This is a genomic window from Vibrio tapetis subsp. quintayensis (assembly GCF_030409945.1).
Lineage (GTDB): Bacteria > Pseudomonadota > Gammaproteobacteria > Enterobacterales > Vibrionaceae > Vibrio > Vibrio quintayensis.
The window spans coordinates 175,889-193,794 of sequence record NZ_JAUFQV010000043.1 but is presented as its reverse complement, the minus strand read 5'-3'; the positions used below and the strand labels follow the sequence as shown (position 1 = coordinate 193,794).

11 protein-coding genes are annotated in these 17,906 nt (G+C 44.4%); 6 read left to right on the top strand and 5 right to left on the bottom strand.

Annotated elements, in window-relative coordinates; translation table 11 throughout:
* Positions 1-141: 141 nt before the first annotated feature.
* Together QWZ04_RS21800 and QWZ04_RS21795 are read right to left on the bottom strand one after the other, a co-directional pair.
* Positions 142-1,803, bottom strand: coding sequence for a methyl-accepting chemotaxis protein (locus QWZ04_RS21800; protein ID WP_290330380.1), 1,662 nt, complete (start codon positions 1,801-1,803; stop codon positions 142-144).
* A gap of 574 nt (positions 1,804-2,377) precedes the next feature.
* A complete protein-coding gene (locus QWZ04_RS21795; protein WP_290330378.1) occupies positions 2,378-4,039 on the bottom strand; it encodes a methyl-accepting chemotaxis protein in 1,662 nt (553 codons plus the stop codon).
* A gap of 570 nt (positions 4,040-4,609) precedes the next feature.
* Between QWZ04_RS21795 and gltS the strand changes: the two genes are divergently transcribed.
* From gltS to emrD, 3 genes are all read left to right on the top strand, one after another.
* Entirely contained in the window at positions 4,610-5,836 is a 1,227-nt protein-coding gene (gene gltS, locus QWZ04_RS21790; RefSeq protein ID WP_290330377.1) for a sodium/glutamate symporter, read from the top strand.
* 193 nt (positions 5,837-6,029) lie between these two features.
* The gene (locus QWZ04_RS21785; protein WP_290330376.1) at positions 6,030-6,527 is read left to right on the top strand and encodes a L,D-transpeptidase family protein; all 498 of its coding nucleotides are present in this window, start codon (positions 6,030-6,032) and stop codon (positions 6,525-6,527) included.
* Between the two features lie 284 nt (positions 6,528-6,811).
* Entirely contained in the window at positions 6,812-8,011 is a 1,200-nt protein-coding gene (gene emrD / locus QWZ04_RS21780; protein WP_290330375.1) for a multidrug efflux MFS transporter EmrD, read from the top strand.
* A 41-nt stretch (positions 8,012-8,052) separates the two neighbouring features.
* Here emrD and QWZ04_RS21775 read toward each other — a convergent pair whose 3' ends face one another.
* A complete protein-coding gene (locus tag QWZ04_RS21775; protein WP_290330374.1) occupies positions 8,053-9,468 on the bottom strand; it encodes a hypothetical protein in 1,416 nt (471 codons plus the stop codon).
* A 1-nt stretch (position 9,469) separates the two neighbouring features.
* A complete protein-coding gene (locus QWZ04_RS21770) occupies positions 9,470-10,462 on the bottom strand; it encodes a Gfo/Idh/MocA family protein (RefSeq protein ID WP_290330373.1) in 993 nt (330 codons plus the stop codon).
* A gap of 205 nt (positions 10,463-10,667) precedes the next feature.
* On the opposite strand from QWZ04_RS21770, the gene QWZ04_RS21765 reads away from it, so the two are divergent.
* Together QWZ04_RS21765 and QWZ04_RS21760 are read left to right on the top strand one after the other, a co-directional pair.
* Positions 10,668-12,626, top strand: coding sequence for an acetoacetate--CoA ligase (locus QWZ04_RS21765; protein WP_290330372.1), 1,959 nt, complete (start codon positions 10,668-10,670; stop codon positions 12,624-12,626).
* Between the two features lie 346 nt (positions 12,627-12,972).
* Positions 12,973-14,157 carry an NnrS family protein gene (locus QWZ04_RS21760; protein ID WP_290330371.1) on the top strand — a complete coding sequence of 395 codons (1,185 nt, stop codon included), beginning with the start codon at positions 12,973-12,975 and terminating at the stop codon, positions 14,155-14,157.
* 104 nt (positions 14,158-14,261) lie between these two features.
* Here QWZ04_RS21760 and QWZ04_RS21755 read toward each other — a convergent pair whose 3' ends face one another.
* On the bottom strand, positions 14,262-15,890 hold the full coding sequence (locus tag QWZ04_RS21755; protein ID WP_290330370.1) for a methyl-accepting chemotaxis protein: 1,629 nt from the start codon (positions 15,888-15,890) through the stop codon (positions 14,262-14,264).
* 472 nt (positions 15,891-16,362) lie between these two features.
* Here QWZ04_RS21755 and QWZ04_RS21750 point away from each other — a divergent pair, with 472 nt between their 5' ends.
* The gene (locus tag QWZ04_RS21750; RefSeq protein ID WP_290330369.1) at positions 16,363-17,796 is read left to right on the top strand and encodes a sensor domain-containing diguanylate cyclase; all 1,434 of its coding nucleotides are present in this window, start codon (positions 16,363-16,365) and stop codon (positions 17,794-17,796) included.
* Positions 17,797-17,906: the final 110 nt, after the last annotated feature.

Below are 17,906 nucleotides of genomic sequence, written 5' to 3'. Positions count from 1 at the left end.
TTTCCATTTTATCTCTCTTTAACTGCCCATCCCTCATGCTGAAACTATATCGTTTTATTAAAGACCATATCTGACCGAAAATGCTGGACAGAAAATAGCCCTAGCGAAAGTGATTCCTGCTAGGGCTCGGACACACGGTAACTACACCGTAAATCTATCAACTAAATGAGCAAGCTCGTTGGCTTTCTCTTTAAGAGCACTGCTTCCTGAGCGGTTCTCGTTCGCCAGTTCTGCGGAACTCGCACTTTGATCAGAAATCACCACAATTCGTTCTGAAATCTCTTGCCCTACTATACTTTGCTCTTCAGTCGCGGTGGCTATCAATGCGTTCATATCCATGATGTTATGAATGAACTCTTGTACTTGCTCTAGTGCTACGCTCGCCGCTTTTGCTTCTTCAACTGTGCCTTGGCTTCTTTGTTCGCTCGAATTCATCACGCTCACCGCCGCATCCGATGCAGATTTTAGTTGTTCGATCATTTTATGAATTTCGCCGGTGCTGTCTTGTGTTCTACTGGCCAGTTTTCGTACCTCATCAGCTACAACCGCGAACCCTCTCCCCTGCTCTCCCGCCCGGGCAGCTTCTATTGCGGCGTTAAGTGCGAGCAGGTTAGTTTGCTCGGCGATGTCTTGAATGACCTCGAGTAAGCTTGAAATGTTCTTCACATCTCCTTCCAATCGTGAAATCACCTCATTGGCATTAGAGATCTCGCTCGCCAATTCAATCACCGATGCCGCCGCGGCTTCAACAATGCTGTTCGCATGTTTGGTGTGGTCGTCCGCATCTTTAGCGGAACTCGCCGCTTGGTTAGCATTAAGCGAAATATCATTCGCTGTGGTGGTCATTTCTGTCATGGCCGTTGCAACTTGCTCTGTTTCGCTTCTCTGCCCGTCAGCAATGCTATCCACCTTAGAAGCCCTTTCAGACATATCGGTGGTTTCAGCCACCACTTGCTCACTGACGGAAGTCACGTTAGTTATGATGACCTGCAAGCTTTCAACAAACTGATTGAAATTTCGGCTAAGCTCGGCAAATTCGGGGACGCTAAACGCGGGCATTCTCGCGGTTAAATCTGCATCTCCACCCGCAAAGCTTTTTATGGACTTATCGAACATAGCAAGTGGGCTTAAAATGCTGCGATTAACCAACATGGCCAACAGCGCAACTGCGGCCACGACCACCAAACCGATGATGATGATATTCAGGATGGCGCTGTTTAGCTGTTCATGACTGGCGGCGGCCATTTCATCGATGGTTTTGTCTACATCGTCGGTATAAAAGCCTGTACCAATCATCAAGTCCCATTGTGGAAAAAAAACCGAATAACTCAATTTGGGTAGTGGTGTGGTTTCACCCGGCTTTGGAAAGAAATAGGTAGTGAAATCACCAGTTTTGGCATTTTTCATCAACTCGCGGATTAAGTAGGTTCCGTTACTGTCTTGCAGATCCCAATAACTATTCCCCACACCTTTATCGCTCTGCCCTTGGATCACCCGTATTCCTTTCGAATCGTAGCCGAAAATATAACCGCTACCGCTAAACTTGATGCTTTTAAGTACCGCCGATGCTTCTTCAAGGCTACCGTTGGCGTCAGTAATCGGCTTTAGTGCTGTTTTTGCGATTTCTAGAAAGGCTTTGAGTTCATCACGTTTCATTTCCATCATATTGTCGCGAGCTAACGCCATCTGATTGTCTGTTAACTTATTGGTTTCAAAATAGGTCAACAACATCAAACTAAGAGAGATAATGATGAGGGGTGCTATCGATAGTACATAGAGGCGATTACGGATTGTTAGGTTCATGTTCAGGCGTCCTTATAATGATAGCGAGCTACCGTGGGACAACTGACGTATGTTATGTTCGCTTGATGCTTGAATTAGACATGGTTGCTCTTTGGCAAATCGGATGCACTATTCAAATTCTTTCTTTTTAGTTTTGACCATATGTGACTTTTGTCAAACTTAAGTCTTATAAAAAGTGTGGGGGATAGACAAAAATAACCGATACACGCTCTGAACCATTCGTTTCTTATCGGGCTCTCTCACTGCTAAACCTAGCTAAAGGATTGAAAAGTGGAGATAAGCCTTCTCTTGCTCGCAAATAATAAACGGCCAAACACATTCGCACGACCTACGACTTTAGTCGTATGAGGTTTCTTTAAAATAAAGCTCATCGCACCCCATAGAAGCAGACTGTACGCTTCGCTAGATATGCCGTGGTTCAAAAAGATAATACCCTAGAAACAGGAAACCAATAAAAGAAAAAGCGAGCCATCTGTCAGCTCGCTTTGCCTATTGCCTATTGCCTATTGCCTATTGCCTATTCCCTATTGCCTATTGCCTATTGCCTATTGCCTATTGGGCAGTTTGCCAAATTTTACACTGTAAATCGGCCAACCAACTCAGACAATTCGTTTGCTTTCCCGTTAAGCACCTTACTACCAGAGCGGTTTTCATTGGCAAGGGATGCAGAACTCGCACTTTGATCGGAAATCACCACGATACGCTCGGAGATCTCTTGCCCTACAATACTCTGTTCTTCGGTGGCTGTTGCGATCAAGGCATTCATATCCATAATGACGTGAATGGACTGCTGGACTTTATCCAGCGCTTTACTCGCTGCGTTCGCTTCTTCTACTGTAGTTTGGCTTCTATCTTGGCTTGAGTTCATCGCGCTGACTGCCGCATCGGAGGCGGCTTTAAGCTGCTCGATCATTTTGTGGATCTCGCCAGTGCTTTCTTGGGTACGACTCGCCAGTTTGCGGACTTCATCAGCAACCACCGCAAAACCTCGGCCTTGTTCACCGGCACGCGCCGCTTCAATGGCCGCATTCAATGCCAATAGGTTAGTTTGCTCGGCAATGTCTTGAATCACTTCAAGTGAAGACGAAATATTCTTAACATCCCCCTCAAGATCTGAAATGACGCTGTTCGCCTGAGAAATTTCTTCCGCTAACGCTTCTACTGATTGTGCCGCCGAAACAACAATGGAGTTGGCATTAATGGCGTTATCATCAGCATCTTTAGCGGACTGCGCTGCCTGATTGGCATTTGCTGAAATATCATGGGCCGTGGTGGTCATTTCTGTCATGGCGGTCGCCACTTGTTCAGTTTCTTCGCGCTGACCAGTTGCCAGTTTGTCTACTTCTGAAGCACGACGTGACATGTCGTTTGTTTCACCCACCACCTGAATGCTCACATCAGATACATTCTTAATGATATTCTGTAAACTCTTAACAAACAGGTTGAAGTTACCACTTAGCGAACCAAATTCGGGTACGCTGAATTTTTCCATACGAGCTGTTAAGTCAGCATCACCGTTAGCAAAGGACTTAATAGACTGCTCGAATACTTCAAGTGGCCTCATAATACTTCTATTGACCATCACCGCCACGGCAAGAACAAAACCAGCGATAATAAGACCGATAATGGCAATCTTAATAATGGCTTCATTCACTTTTTTGTCGGCTCTTGCGTCCATAGTGGCAACAACGCCGTCAATGTCATCAGTATAAAAACCGGTACCGATAGCCAGATCCCACTGAGGAAAATAAACGGATAGCGCTAACTTAGGCAAAGCGGCACTTTGGCCTGGCTTTGGGAAGTAATAGGTACTGAATTCTTTGTTCTTAGCGTTATTGATAATATCTTGGATAAATAAATTACCCGCCGTATCTTTAGAAGCCCAAAAGTTATCACCAAGGCCTTTATTTTGAGAGCCTAGCAGTACCCGGTCACCTTTGCTGTTATAACCAAAAAAGTAACCACTGCTACCAAACTTAATACCACGTAACACCTCTAAGGCTTCTTCGAGTGTCGCTTGTCTTTTTGTTAAAGGAATGAGCGCTGTTTCCGCTATATCGATGTACGAGCGAAGTTCAGCTTTTTTCATGTCCATCATAGTGGTGCGAGTTTCTTGAGTTTGATCATTACTCAAATCCATCACTTCTACGTAAGTGATGTACATCAAACTTAATGCGATGATCAGTAATGGCGCAATGGAGAGCACATAAAGGCGGCTGCGAATAGTTAGATTCATGGTTGTGTCCTTAAAAAAAATCGGTCATAACGAGCTCAATTAGCCAACCGCTCGAGTTTCTATACCGCGACGGAATCTAAGTTCCATTTACCGCAGCAATTATTTTTATTTGAAAGGCCTATTAACCTTAATGTTAGTGTCGTCTAATCTTCTGGATTGTCAAACAATACACCCGCTAAATGATACACTATATCCAAATACAACAAGTATATACTCTGAACTAATGCACTTAGTTGTTACTTACCGGACAACCTGCTCAATAATCACCCAATCAGCTCACCTTTCTATTAAATCCACAGCAAAAGCCGCGCAATCGTTTCGCAAGATCCAGCCCAATGATTTTATTTGCTTTTTTTTTAGTAAAAATCAGCTGATGTTTAACTTATGACCGCTTCCCTGACATTGCTCTAACATAGCAGACCCTACCTGTTAGTACCCTAGGCGACTGTCTTTCATTTTTGTTAGCATGGATTGCTGCATAATTTGCTAAAAATTAAACATGTTCATTCAATATTTTTATTAGCAAAGTCGGAGTAAAGGAGCCGAAAACAGACAAAGTAAAGAGGTTTTATGAACGCTTCATATTCCATTGGCCCACTAGAATCATTTTTGATCGCTATCAGCGTTCTTTTTATTGGCCACCTAGTTAACGCTAAAATTCCTACATTAAAAAAGTACAACATCCCAGAGCCCATTGTCGGTGGCCTTATTGTTGCAGTTGCGATTACGATTTTGCATTTCAATGGCATAGACCTTGAATTCTCGTTGCCTTTGCAAAATACGTTTATGTTGATGTTCTTTAGTACTGTTGGCTTAGCTGCAAATTACAAGCAATTGATGAAAGGGGGAGCAAAGGTTTTCCTATTCTTAGCCATCGCGTCTATTTACATCATCATCCAAAATGGCGTCGGTGTGTCTTTGGCAACCGCATTAGGGCTTGATCCTCTAATGGGTTTAATTGCAGGTTCCATTACGCTCAGTGGCGGGCACGGCACAGGGGCAGCTTGGTCACAAACATTTGCCGAAAGCTACGGCATGGCGAATACGCTTGAAATCGCTATGGCTTCAGCAACGTTCGGTTTGATTATCGGTGGCATTATTGGCAGCCCAGTAGCCCAACGTTTGATCAACAAAAACAACATTGAATCTGAGTATGGATCAAGTAACCACACTCATGAGCGCTTCCCTGAACTGGTAACATATAACGAGTTAGAAGAAGACAAGGTGACAGCTAAAAAGGTCATCGAAACGCTGTTTGTCTTGTTGATCTGTGTGACAGGTGCAAGCTATCTAGAGCAGTTTGTCAGCACGTTCGATATCAGCTGGTTACGGATCCCTGATTTTGTTTACGCTCTGTTTATAGGTGTGTTCATTACCAACCTTATGGAAGTCACCAAAGTCCATAAAATTGATACAGAAACCGTCGATATCTTAGGCACCGTCTCATTATCCCTGTTCTTATCAATGGCATTAATGAGCCTAAAGTTATGGAACATCTTCGACTTAGCGATTCCATTCTTGGTTATCTTATCGGTGCAGTCGGTCATTTTGGGCTTGTTCTGTTACTTCGTGACCTTTAAAGCCATGGGCAGCAATTATGACGCCGCGGTTATCGCAGGTGGCCACTGTGGGTTTGGCTTGGGTGCCACACCAACCGCTGTAATGAATATGGGCTCTTTGGTGTCTCGCTTTGGCCCTTCTCCGCAAGCCTTTATGGTTGTGCCGATTGTTGGTGCGTTCTTTATCGACATCGTAAACCTGATCATTCTTCAGACTTACATCTCGTTTATTGGCTAATTTTACGATCTACCCCAAAACGCCGAGCTAGACTCGGCGTTTTTTGTGCGCCATCCTCTATACTGCTTGCACAACCTTTAAACTCATTTCAATCGGTATGCGACGCGTTTCTCCCTCAATGACACTGCCATTCAACAGGCTTGCTTTACTCCGAGCTGATCGTTGGAAAAACCTAACTTACCGAACACGCAGGATGTTGTTAAACCAAGCTTTAGTTTCTTGTGGTTTGATCTTCGTGGCTTTGGTTTTTAGCCCTGCCAGCTTGGCAGACGTTGACATGGTAAAGGTCGACAAATCTAAACGCCGTATGTATCTGCTAGACAATCACGTTGTGGTTGCGGAATTTCAAATAGCACTGGGAAAGTCGCCTAAAGGCCACAAACAACAAGAGGGAGACCAAAAAACACCGGAAGGTCGCTATGTTCTCGACTACATCAAGACAGACTCGGCTTTTCACCTATCAATGCACATCAGTTACCCTAACGAAGCAGACATACAGCGCGCAACACAACTCGGTGTTGATCCTGGTGGGCTGATTATGATCCACGGACAAAAAGACTGGCACCCTAACTTTGCCCCAATCGCTCAACAGTTTGACTGGACCGATGGTTGTATCGCCATTACGAATGATGAAATCAGACGCTTTGTAGAAATGGTCAAAGTGGGCACTGTGATTGAAATCGAATGGTAGTCAGATCTTGGCTTGTAGTGCTCATAAATTAAACTAGGCTATTTTTGGTGTCATTCTTGAGGTTTCCCCTTTTATCCCTTTATTTTTATCGAACTTAACCTAGCCAGGCATTAGATAAGCTAATCCAATCAATAGAAAAGCATCGTGCGAAAGCAGAAAATTTCCTGTTGCTTGCTATGCGCATTACCTCTACTATCTCGCCGTCCTAACACAGTGTGATCTAACACACGTTTTTGTCTTTCTCACTATTCACATATTGATAGTAATTTTTCAGGAGTTTCAGCATGTCCGCTTCTGTGCCTTTGGCTCGGTTGACCTTTCTTATTGCAATCTTGGCCGCCGTAGGTCAAATGACTCAAACTATGTACGTACCATCGATTGGTCACATGGCGAGTGAGTTCTTGGTCGATCCAAGTGCCTTGCAGGCGGTAATGGCGTGTTATCTCATCCCTTACGGTTTGTCTCAGTTTGTTTATGGCCCGTTATCGGATCGCATTGGTCGCAAACCGGTCATTATCATTGGAATGGTGGTCTACTTACTTGGAACCGTCGCCGCATTATTCGCGCCGAGTTTCGAGCTGTTTCTACTTGGCAGCTTTATTCAGGGAGTCGGTATTGGTTGTGGCGGAGCGATGGCTCGAACCCTTACTCGCGACTGTTTTTCTGGCTCAGATTTAATGAGAGCCAATAGCCTGATCAGTATGTGTTTGATGTTCTCTCCCTTAATGGCGCCTGTTTTAGGCGGCTTCTTAACGGAAAGTTTTGGCTGGCGCAGCAGTTACTTATTTCTTGCTCTGTTTGGCATTGCGGTGGTGTTAACCATGATGACAAGCTTGCACGAAACACTACCTAAAGAACGACGCAAGAGTGAGTCGGTACTAGAAAGCTATCGTTACGTTTTAAGCAACCGTCAATTCCAAGGCTTCTTGATGACGCTGGTTGCGACATTTGCAGGTGTGGCGGTATTTGAAGCTGCAGCCGGTGTATTGCTTGGGGGAACACTCGGATTACCCGCAACGACGGTCAGTATGTTATTCATCGTTCCTATTCCTGGCTACTTAGCAGGAGCCGGTGTTTCAAGCCTCATTGCAGATAGATGGTCGGAGCGCACTTCTTTGCTCATCGGCATAGTAGCAATTACTCTTGGCTCAGCCATAGTGTTGGTGCCAGGTTTGTTCGACCAAACAACGGTATTGACGTTGGTGGGCGGTGCTACTGTGTACTTTCTTGGCGCGGGTATTTTGTTTCCGGCCGCGACAACAGGCGCACTCTCGCCATTTCCGTCTCATGCGGGTACGGCAGGTGCGGTGTTAGGTGGTCTTCAAAACTTCGGTGCAGGTTTGGCAACCTTAGCGGCATCGTTTATGTCGTCTGAAAATCAGATGTCTTTGGGCGCGATCATGCTACTCGCATCAATCCTCGCGTTCATTGGATTATGGCACTGCGACAAACCCGATTCCCCCCAACAAGCGCCAATTTCTTAAACCGCTCTGCCTGTAACCTGTAACCTTAACACTATCTTCTATCACTGCACCGGTGATAGAAGATAACGAGTTTCCAACTGGCTAAACACCGACTTACCAATGACATTGCTCACCGCTTTAACAAACGCTAAAGGTAGCGTCACATCGCGGTTTGTGGCGTTCGTTGTATCTTGCTTGTTCGATTCGTTTTGCTTCGTTTGCAGCAAAGAAACATAGTTATCTAAGCTGCTTTGGTTACGCTGCAAGTGTAAATCAAGATCGAGCCAAAACGCGGTTCCTTTCAGATAAAATAGCGGGTAATACTGCATTAACTGCTGCTGTGATACTTTTTCGCTCGCCAAGTATAATCCGGTATCCGCAACGGGCATGTTTACAGACTTGTCGCGCCATATTTGTACCGGATCGGGAAAAGCGTATTCAGTGTCAACTAAGGATTTTTGCGCATAATATTCGGCTAAGCTTTCACTTAGCCAAATTGGGGAGTCGACGGATGAAATAAAGTGAAGCGATTCATGTGCAGAAATTTTCAAAAAGTGCTTTATCCCCCCCACTTGAATCTTTCCATCTTCTAATGGCACGTTGGTCATAAAGACCCTATTTCCTGCTGCTCCGCCTATATTGCCCGCACTCACTTCTCGTCCAAAGGCGACCAAGTCCCACGGTTTGGTTCGATAAGCTGAAAACACCCCCATGAGGTAACCCATTTGTTCTTCCAGGATCGGTTGCCAAAGTTCTTGGCTCTCTAATAAGGATGGAACATCGGTAAACAAATCCAAAGGCTGGTTGTACAGCGATAACTCATGGTTAGGCATATTAAACGTCATGAACAATGGCGCTTCCGATGGCTTTGGCATCAACTGGCAGTGATTTTCATCAAAACAGATTTCAATGGATACCTCGGTGTTTATTCGTGGTAATGAATGCCACTCCGTAAGCAAGTACCAAGGTTGTTTACGGGCTTTATTGGCAGGGAAGTAACTGTTGGTTTGAGCTGAAGCATCCAAGCCTAGTTCTGGAACATTAGCAAAGGTAATCGGCCACGAGACTTTATCGCAGCTCTGTGTCACTTCATACGGCAAGCTATTGGTTTGTTGACCGTTATGGCAAGTTAACTCGATAGGATCAGCGTCATTCAAACTCCGAGCCGGAGACCAATAGCTGGTTTCCAATAACGACGTATCAACCTCGATTAATGCTTGGTTCGGTTTTTCTACGTCTAAATTGATGTGATAAACAAACTTAGTGGGAAGTCTCGAGCTTTCAATTTCTTCTGTTGGGCTTATAACATGAACGTTTTCATCCGATCCAGAGACCACTAACGCCGCACCGCTTACTGATGTACTCGCTACTGATGTACTAGCAGAAACACCGCTATCGGCAAAAGCAACCTGCGTACTCCATAGGCAAACAAATAGAAACGTATTTCTAACCAACTTAGAGTCCAGCTCGATCTTCATGTTAACCAGCCTTGCTTGTATCTGCTGGGAACACAACCCCTGTTTGCTTACGTATTTCGGTGATCACTCTTGCGGTAATTAACGAGCGACCAACGGCATTTTCGTCCATCTCACCATTATTAATTTGTTTGGCAAAATGCTCGGCTTCATAACGCATACTCAGTTCATCACTTTCAACGGTCAAATCTTGTTCTGGCTGCCCATTCAGGTGCAGCTTCACCTGCTTAGCTTCCGAAAGATGCTCTATAGACACCGCGCCTTGTTCTCCTTGCACTTCACTCAAAATACTGGAGTTCGAAACTTTTGAATGCGCGACCATCACATCAAAACCAACATAGCTCATCAATACACTGCCGTGACCGTCCACGCCAGAATCGAGCAAATCAGCACGAGCGTAGATGCTGGTCGGTTCACCAAATAGCTCTATCGCACTGGCAACGCAATAGTAGCCAATGTCCATGATTGACCCGTTTGAAAATGCCGGGTTAAAGGTATTCGGATTTTCGCCGTTTAAATATTTTTGATATCGGGAAGAATATTGGCAGTAATTGAACAACACTTTCCTCAGCGGAGCTATGTCGTTTAGGCTGCTTCTAAGCTGTTCAAAGTTGGGTAGGTATGGCGTCTTAAATGCTTCAAACAGCACCACTTTATTCGCCTGAGCGGCCTGATACATTGCTTCTACTTGATCGAGGTTAGATCCTAATGGCTTTTCGCAAATGACGTGCTTTTTCGCATTTAACAACGCGATGGATTGCTCACAATGCAACGAATTCGGGCTCGCGACATAGACGGCATCGGTGCCACTGTGTTGGCTAAATTGCTCAAAATCATCAAACACCGTTACATCGGCATCATATTGTTTGGCAAACTCTTGGCCTTTGTCTAGCGACCGTGAATACACGCTAACCAGTTCAAACTGGCGAGTTGCCAACGCGGCGCGAATAAAACTGTCTGTGATCCAATTAGTGCCAATTATCCCAAGCTTAATCATTTAGCTGTCCTATGTATAAAGTCCTTTTCTTTATACACAAACCGCTGCAAAAATGCTGTGACTTTATAGGCTAAAGACAATATTTTGCTCACAATCTCCTGTGGCTACATTGCAACTAAGGCATTTCCCACTATCTTTGATACAAGAGTACCAAAAATACTGGCGATGAAATGTCGCAGCTTCTGTCATCAAGCTCAGGAATGTTATGCCAAATACACTGCCAATTTGGACGCCAAGCGAACAACGCATTAATGATGCCTCAATGACTCAATTTACCCGCCATGTAAATGAGGCGTATTCTCTGTCCATTGAAAATTACCAACAACTTCATGATTGGTCGGTAGAGAACAGTGAGACCTTTTGGAGCCTTGTTTGGAATTACTTTGATATAGTTGGAACCAAAGGGGAAACCATCCGCTGTAATGGCGAACCTAAGTTCAAAGATTTTGTCGCAGAGCGTGACACATTATGGTTCCCAGAAGCTAACCTCAACTACACCGAAAACATCCTTGCACATGCGTTTCAGAACCCCGGCCAAACGGCAATCTATTTTGAAAATGAATTGGGGCAATCTCGACAAATCACTTGGCAAAGGCTATGCGACAAGGTGTCTGTTACTCAGCAGTGGCTGCGTGATTGCAATGTGGGTGAAGGGGATGTTGTGGCAGGATATTTACCTAATATTCCCGAAGCCATTATCGCAATGTTAGCCACCAGCAGTATTGGAGCCATTTGGACCGCAACCTCACCGGATTTTGGCGTAGACAGCGTGACAGAACGGTTTGGCCAAGTACAGCCAAAGGTTCTGTTTTGCGTCGACGGCTACAGCTTTCATGGTCAAGCATTTTGCATGAACGCTAAGAACCAACAAGTAGTCGACAACTTGCCATCAATCACGCAAGTATGTCAGATCAACTATCTACACCCAGACAGTGAAAGCACGTTTTCTGAATGGCATCATATGCTTGAAGGCTACCAAGCCACTGGCATGCGTTACCGTCGCCAAGACTTCAATGCCCCCTTAGCGATTTTGTACTCATCGGGAACAACAGGAAAGCCAAAGTGCATTACCCATAGCGTGGGTGGCACGTTGTTAAACCACCTAAAAGAACACCAACTCCATTGTGATATCAAACCCAACGACCGTGTATTTTACTACACAACCTGCAGTTGGATGATGTGGAACTGGCTCACCAGTGCTCTTGGCAGTGGGGCCAGTATTGTGGTTTACGACGGGCATACCACCTATCCAAACACCGATGCCTTATGGCAAATGGCAGATCGAATACAAATTACGCTATTTGGTACGTCCGCTAAGTATTTGGAAGTCATTCAAAAGCTTAATTATGCCCCCAATAAGTACCACTCTCTCGATCATATAAAAACTGTTTGTTCAACCGGGTCTGTTTTACATCCTCATCAGTTTGATTATGTTTATCAAAATATCAACAAAGACATGCACTTAGCCTCGATTTCAGGAGGCACCGACATCTGTGGCTGCTTTGTTTTAGGTAACCCTATTTCTCCGGTGTTTAAAGGGGAAGTTCAAGGTGCAGCACTCGGTATGGATGTGCAAGTTTTCAACTCTGCAGGGGCCCCGCTATCGGAACAAATTGGCGAACTCGTTTGCTGTAACAGCTTTCCCAATCAACCCATAGGCTTTTGGGCTGATGATGGCGAGCGCTATCATAATGCTTATTGGGGAAAGTATGATAATACCTGGCATCACGGTGATGAAGTCATACAAACGCAGCATCTCGGAATGGTGTTTTTTGGTCGAAGCGATACCACCCTTAACCCAGCAGGTGTTCGCATTGGCACGGCGGAGATTTATCAGCAAGTTAACCAGTTACCTTTCATTCGAGACTCGCTAGCCGTTGGCAAAAAGCACCAAGCAGACGAACACGTCGTGCTTTTTGTGCAGCTAGAGGACGGATACCAACTCAATGACGAATTAGAAAAAGAAATCCGCACTTGTTTAAAACTTAAATGCTCTCCACGTCATGTTCCGTCTTTCATTCATACTCTGACAGAAATGCCACGCACCAAATCGGGTAAGCTGGTAGAACTGGCGGCAAAACAAGTGTTGGCCGGAAAAAAGATAGAGAACATCGGTGCAATTGCTAACCCTGATGTGCTGGATGAAATAGCGCGCTATGTTTAATTGAACGAGTGAGCCAGTAAACCCGTTCTTTTATATCAAATTATTTTTATAGCAAGTTACTTCTAATGAAAGTTTAGGTCTGCTTTTTCATTCATGGGAATTGCTCTGGGTTATTATCTGCCTCTGCTTTGGCAAACTTTACGACCTATGCCGCCCCCACCATGATGCTGCTGATGTCTTTCTATTTTATTAAAGTGCCCTGTGAAATGATCTTCCACGCAAGTAAAGACATCTCCCGCGGATTGTCTCTGCATAAGTGCCGTTCTTAGCTAGAATAAGATTATTATTGGCATTTATTTTTAAAGGTGTATTATAAATGCATCTTTAAAAATCGAGAACAAACCTTATGTTAAACATCACCGATATGAAAGAGGAAAATAAAATCCCGCCTTTACTGCGCTTAGGGTTTCGTCCTTTTTTCTTGTTTGGTTCCGTTTACGCCCTAATTACCATTGTGGTTTGGGTTTACGCTTTTCAAAACGGTCAACCAGCCCAACTTTCTGTCCCTGCCCTTTGGTGGCATGTACATGAAATGTTGTTTGGTTTTGCTATGGCGATTGTTGCGGGGTTTGTTCTAACCGCGGTGCAAAACTGGACCGGAATCAACGGCACTAAAAAGGGCATGCTGGCTTTGGTTTTTGGCCTTTGGTTGGCGCCGAGAATCCTGTTTTGGACGCCAGCGCCATTATGGTTAGTCTCAAGCATTGAAGGGCTATTTTTTGCTTTGCTCGCCTATGAGATAGGCTCTCGCGTCGTCAAGGCAAAAGGTTGGAAGAATTTGTTCTTCGTGCCGCTTTTCATTTTAGCGTTAATTGCTAACTTTGCTAGCTACGCCACCATTAAGGGCATGCCACCTTTTCCATCGTCGGCGGTTTGGCAAGCCATGATTTGGTGGTTTATCTTACTGCTTTCTGTCATGGGTGGCCGTGTCATTCCATTTTTTACTGCGCGTCGCTTCCAATTTGAAAAACCACAACCGATGGTTTGGTTAGACTACGTGGGTAACTTGCCACTGGTTCTGCTTTTCATATTGAGCTTCTTCCCAATGGCGCAAGGTGAGCTATCCCAACCTCTGATGCTCATAGCAGCCATCGCTCACTCCATACGAATATACCGATGGAAACCTTGGAAAACAGTCAGCGAGCCGCTTGTTTGGTCTTTACACCTTGCTTACGCCTGTATTCCTTTAACACTGTGGGTACGTGGATTAACCCACCAACCATTTATTGAACACAACATGCTTCACTTATTTGCCATTGGTGCCCTAGCCGGGTTAATTTTAGCCATGATCAGCCGTGTTACGCTCGGTCATACTGGCCGTAATATTTACGAAGGGCCAAGCATGACATTAGCGTTCATCGCCCTATTTATCGCAGCGATATTACGTAGCTTCGGCGTTGCTTTAATGCCAGAGCACATGATGCTATTCATTAATATATCCGCCACCTTATGGGTATTCTCGTTCGCAATGTTCGTTGGGAAATATGGCTTGATGCTGATGAAGCCAAGAGAAGATGGTCGACCAGGATAGGCAAAAACTAAAAAAGGCTAAGTGAGAAATCAATCCCACTTAGCCTTTTTATTTATTCACTCTTACTACTTAGCTTTTAGTACTTAGTACTTCGCGTTTAGCATCTACAATTTAAAGAACGACAACTGGTGTTTTTGTTGTTCCGCTAGGCGTGATAACTCATTACTCGCGCTCGCACTTTGGCTGATGCCGGTTACGTTTTGATTCACAAGTTCAGACATATTATTGATGTTTCGGTTAATGTCTTGAGTCACTTGAGATTGTTGCTCTGCGGCTGTTGCTACTTGAGCATTCATATCATTGATGTCGTTGACCGATTCGGTAATGCCGATCACAGAGTCGTTCGCTTGACGGCTTAGCTCTTCATTTTGAGCCAGCATATCGATGCTTGTTTGCATGCTTTGATTAGCAATCAAAGATTTAGCTTGCAGAGACTCAATGATCACTTGAATCTCTTGAGTGGAATCTTGCGTTCTAGCTGCCAACATTCTCACTTCGTCTGCCACTACGGCAAAACCACGGCCAGATTCTCCCGCACGCGCAGCTTCAATGGCGGCGTTCAGTGCCAACAAGTTCGTTTGGTCAGAAACGCCACGAATCACTTCAATCACATCGTTGATTTCATCAGACTGATTTTTAAGCTCCGTCACCACTTCTGCCGCTTCATTCAAGGCAACCGACATTTGTTGGTTAGCATCACCAGCTTGAGCAAACACTTCTAGGCTCGCTTTTGCTAGCTCATCCGCTTGTTTTGCCGTTGAATCCGCAGCCGTTGCGTTGTCTGATACGTTATCTGCTGTGCTAGCAAGTTCCGTAACAGCAGAAGCAACTTGGTCAAGTTCATTTCGTTCTTGATGAGCATTGGCTTCTGATTGCGTCATTACCGCCGCCAGTTCCGTTGAAGCAGAGGCCACTTCTTCACTGATACGAGCCAGCGCTTCTACCGTGCCATGCAACTGACTCACTGTTTGGTTTACGTCTGCACTGAGCTTAGCAATTTCGTTATCGCCATCTTGGTCGGCTCTAACCGTTAAATGACCTTCTGCCAGCTTACGCATTACGCCTTGCAGCTTCACAATAGGAGAAATAATCAAACCAGATAACCACCAAGCAACAATCAGTGAAATCACAAACACAGCCAGTACTAAGTAGCTTGCCGTCTGCTTCACTTGTTCATTACGCTCAATGCTTTCATCAAGATCTTGCATTGAATACTGGTTAACATCACGCGACAGTGTATTGATGGATTCAACCATTGTGTTACCCACAGTACGATAGCCTGCAATAAAAGCATCAAACTCAGATTCAGAAACTTGAAGATTATCGTGGCGTTCAAACATCGTCAGCGCACGTTGAGAATAATCGACATACGCTTGAATCGACTGCTTAACATGCGTCACTTCGCTGCGGAAATCAGGGTTAGTAATAAGCTTGCTCATTGAATTATCCACCATACTCGGTATCGTGGTTAGCTTGTTACGAAATGTGGTTCTGCGTGCGCTGTCGTAAATGGCGTAAACCGCATCAATGCGCAACGGATAAATTTCATCATCCAAATCAGCTAAGGCATCTTTATATTCAACCAGAGCATGAGTATTATCAGCCATGTCTTGTTGTTCAATTTCTAGGTTAGTTTTTGTCACCAGCAGAGCACCAAAGAGTGAAATGACAAGAAGTAACACTGGAATTAGAACTTGAACTTTAATAGATATATTTTTCAACGAAAATTGCATAAATGCCTCAAACAGTAATTAAACTGCGTCCATGCCGGAATGTGATCTAGGGCACAGAATATAAACTCTAAAACCATAGATGTCTATGATGAGTTGATATTTTTCAATAAATATCAGCGAGTTAGTACGCCGTTAAATTGACTCAACGTCAATCAATTGGCGAAAGGAGTAACATTTAAACAATTAATACTGAATATATAAATATACCAACAATTGTATGTTTCTTTGCTTCGTTGTTACTATTTAAACAAATGGCTTGGATTGTTTCTCATTCATTTGTTTGCATACATTCGGGATCACATTCTATATACCAAATTCTGCTACTATTCAGGTGCTCATATCAGGCTATTTAGTTAACTGAATTCTACTGCAATACAACATACGGTACTTAATGAACATTTCTCACTTTAGCTTGCGACAGCTTTCAGTGGTTATTTCGATAACTATTTGCCTCCTCTTTGTCGGTGGATACATGCTTATCAAATACACTTGGTCTCACGATCAAGCTGTGGTTGAAGCCATTCGCATGCAAGAGCTAGAAGTCGAACGGGTAAAAACCGCGATCGATATAGAGAAAGAAGATCTGGGCTCTACTTTAAGTGATTACGCCTCTTGGGATGAATTACGCGAAATTGCCATATCAAAGAACCCTCAAATGCTTAATCGTGTAATTAACGATTACGTGTTCAAAAGCAAAATGCTGGATGGCGTGTTCGTGTTTGACCGCGATGTGCAGTTGTTATGGGGAATGCGTTATGATCACAACACTAACCAACCTACCCGATTTGGCACACTAAAATATAAGTTTGGTTCTTTATTAGCGGAAACCTTGCGCTCTGGCACCGATAACTTCGAACCTTTTGTCAGGCTTTTGGTGATTGACGATACACCGCATTTATTGGCCACCAGCCGAATATGCAACAACCAAGGTATTGAGTGTGACGATGGCTTTCTGATGTTTATTAAGAAAGTAAGAGCCCCATTTATTATCCAAATTGAAGGATCAACAGGGCTAGATATCTCTTTTGATGTTGTGCCACAAGCAACAGCGAGCCAATTGGAGGATCACGATAATCATTCACATATCGTTAAGAACGACCGCCAATACCCCCTGTCTGTGGTTATTGAGGTCTCGCATTCAATCAAGATCCCGAACTTTCTTCGTTGGGATGAAATCTCTGCTTTAGCTTGCTTTTCACTGCTTATGCTCGCATTCAACCTTTTTGCTGCATCAACTTTTGTGAGCCCATTTAGACGCGCTCAAATTGGATTAAAACGATTCAGAAAAACGGGGGTTCTGCCGCCTGATGACCAGTTTCTTTCTTACGAAATGCAGGACTTTGCTCGAAACATGAAGCAACTGATATTAGAGCTAGAAGAAAGCCGCAAAGAACTTGCTTGGCAGTCGGCCCATGATCCGCTCACCAGCGTTGCCAACCGGCGTGAACTGGAAAGAGTGATTAAAGAGCAGATAAAGGTGAAACACGCATCTCACATGCTGGTCTTGCTGATTGATATCGACCACTTCAAGCTCTATAACGACAACTACAGCCACATAGATGGTGACAAGGTCATCCGAAAAGTGGCACAAGCATTAGATGCAGTAGATTTTGTCGGCGACGCCTGTGTAGCCAGAATTGGTGGCGAAGAATTCAGTGTGTGCTTGTTCAGCGCCGAGCCCATCAACGCCAAGAAACAAGCCAAGCGCCTTCTGGCGAGCATAGAGCAATTGGATATTCCTCATGAACACTCGCCAACTAAGTCTACCATTTCTATCAGCGTCGGCGCTGCGGGCACCGTAAACCCAACGCTAGACAGCTACATGCTGATGTTTCAAAGTGCGGATAGAGCCTTGTATCAATCGAAAAGACGTGGCCGAAACCGATACACCATCAATTACGAATAAATGAGCTTTAATTCCTAGTGAATACTCACCATCTATAAAAACAAATTTGGGTAATCAAATCGTAGCTGCGAGCATTGTTCTTAGTTTCTAACAACCAAGCTACTGACTTA

Bases quoted from the DNA above. Each gene is read 5' to 3' on its own strand.
- QWZ04_RS21750 (WP_290330369.1), top strand. From the start codon at position 16,363: ATGCTTATCAAATACACTTGGTCTCACGATCAAGCTGTGGTTGAAGCC.
- emrD (WP_290330375.1), top strand. From the start codon at position 6,812: ATGTCCGCTTCTGTGCCTTTGGCTCGGTTGACCTTTCTTATTGCAATC.
- QWZ04_RS21755 (WP_290330370.1), bottom strand. From the start codon at position 15,890: ATGCAATTTTCGTTGAAAAATATATCTATTAAAGTTCAAGTTCTAATT.
- QWZ04_RS21765 (WP_290330372.1), top strand. From the start codon at position 10,668: ATGCCAAATACACTGCCAATTTGGACGCCAAGCGAACAACGCATTAAT.
- QWZ04_RS21775 (WP_290330374.1), bottom strand. From the start codon at position 9,468: ATGAAGATCGAGCTGGACTCTAAGTTGGTTAGAAATACGTTTCTATTT.
- gltS (WP_290330377.1), top strand. From the start codon at position 4,610: ATGAACGCTTCATATTCCATTGGCCCACTAGAATCATTTTTGATCGCT.
- QWZ04_RS21770 (WP_290330373.1), bottom strand. From the start codon at position 10,462: ATGATTAAGCTTGGGATAATTGGCACTAATTGGATCACAGACAGTTTT.
- QWZ04_RS21785 (WP_290330376.1), top strand. From the start codon at position 6,030: ATGTTGTTAAACCAAGCTTTAGTTTCTTGTGGTTTGATCTTCGTGGCT.
- QWZ04_RS21760 (WP_290330371.1), top strand. From the start codon at position 12,973: ATGTTAAACATCACCGATATGAAAGAGGAAAATAAAATCCCGCCTTTA.
- QWZ04_RS21800 (WP_290330380.1), bottom strand. From the start codon at position 1,803: ATGAACCTAACAATCCGTAATCGCCTCTATGTACTATCGATAGCACCC.
- QWZ04_RS21795 (WP_290330378.1), bottom strand. From the start codon at position 4,039: ATGAATCTAACTATTCGCAGCCGCCTTTATGTGCTCTCCATTGCGCCA.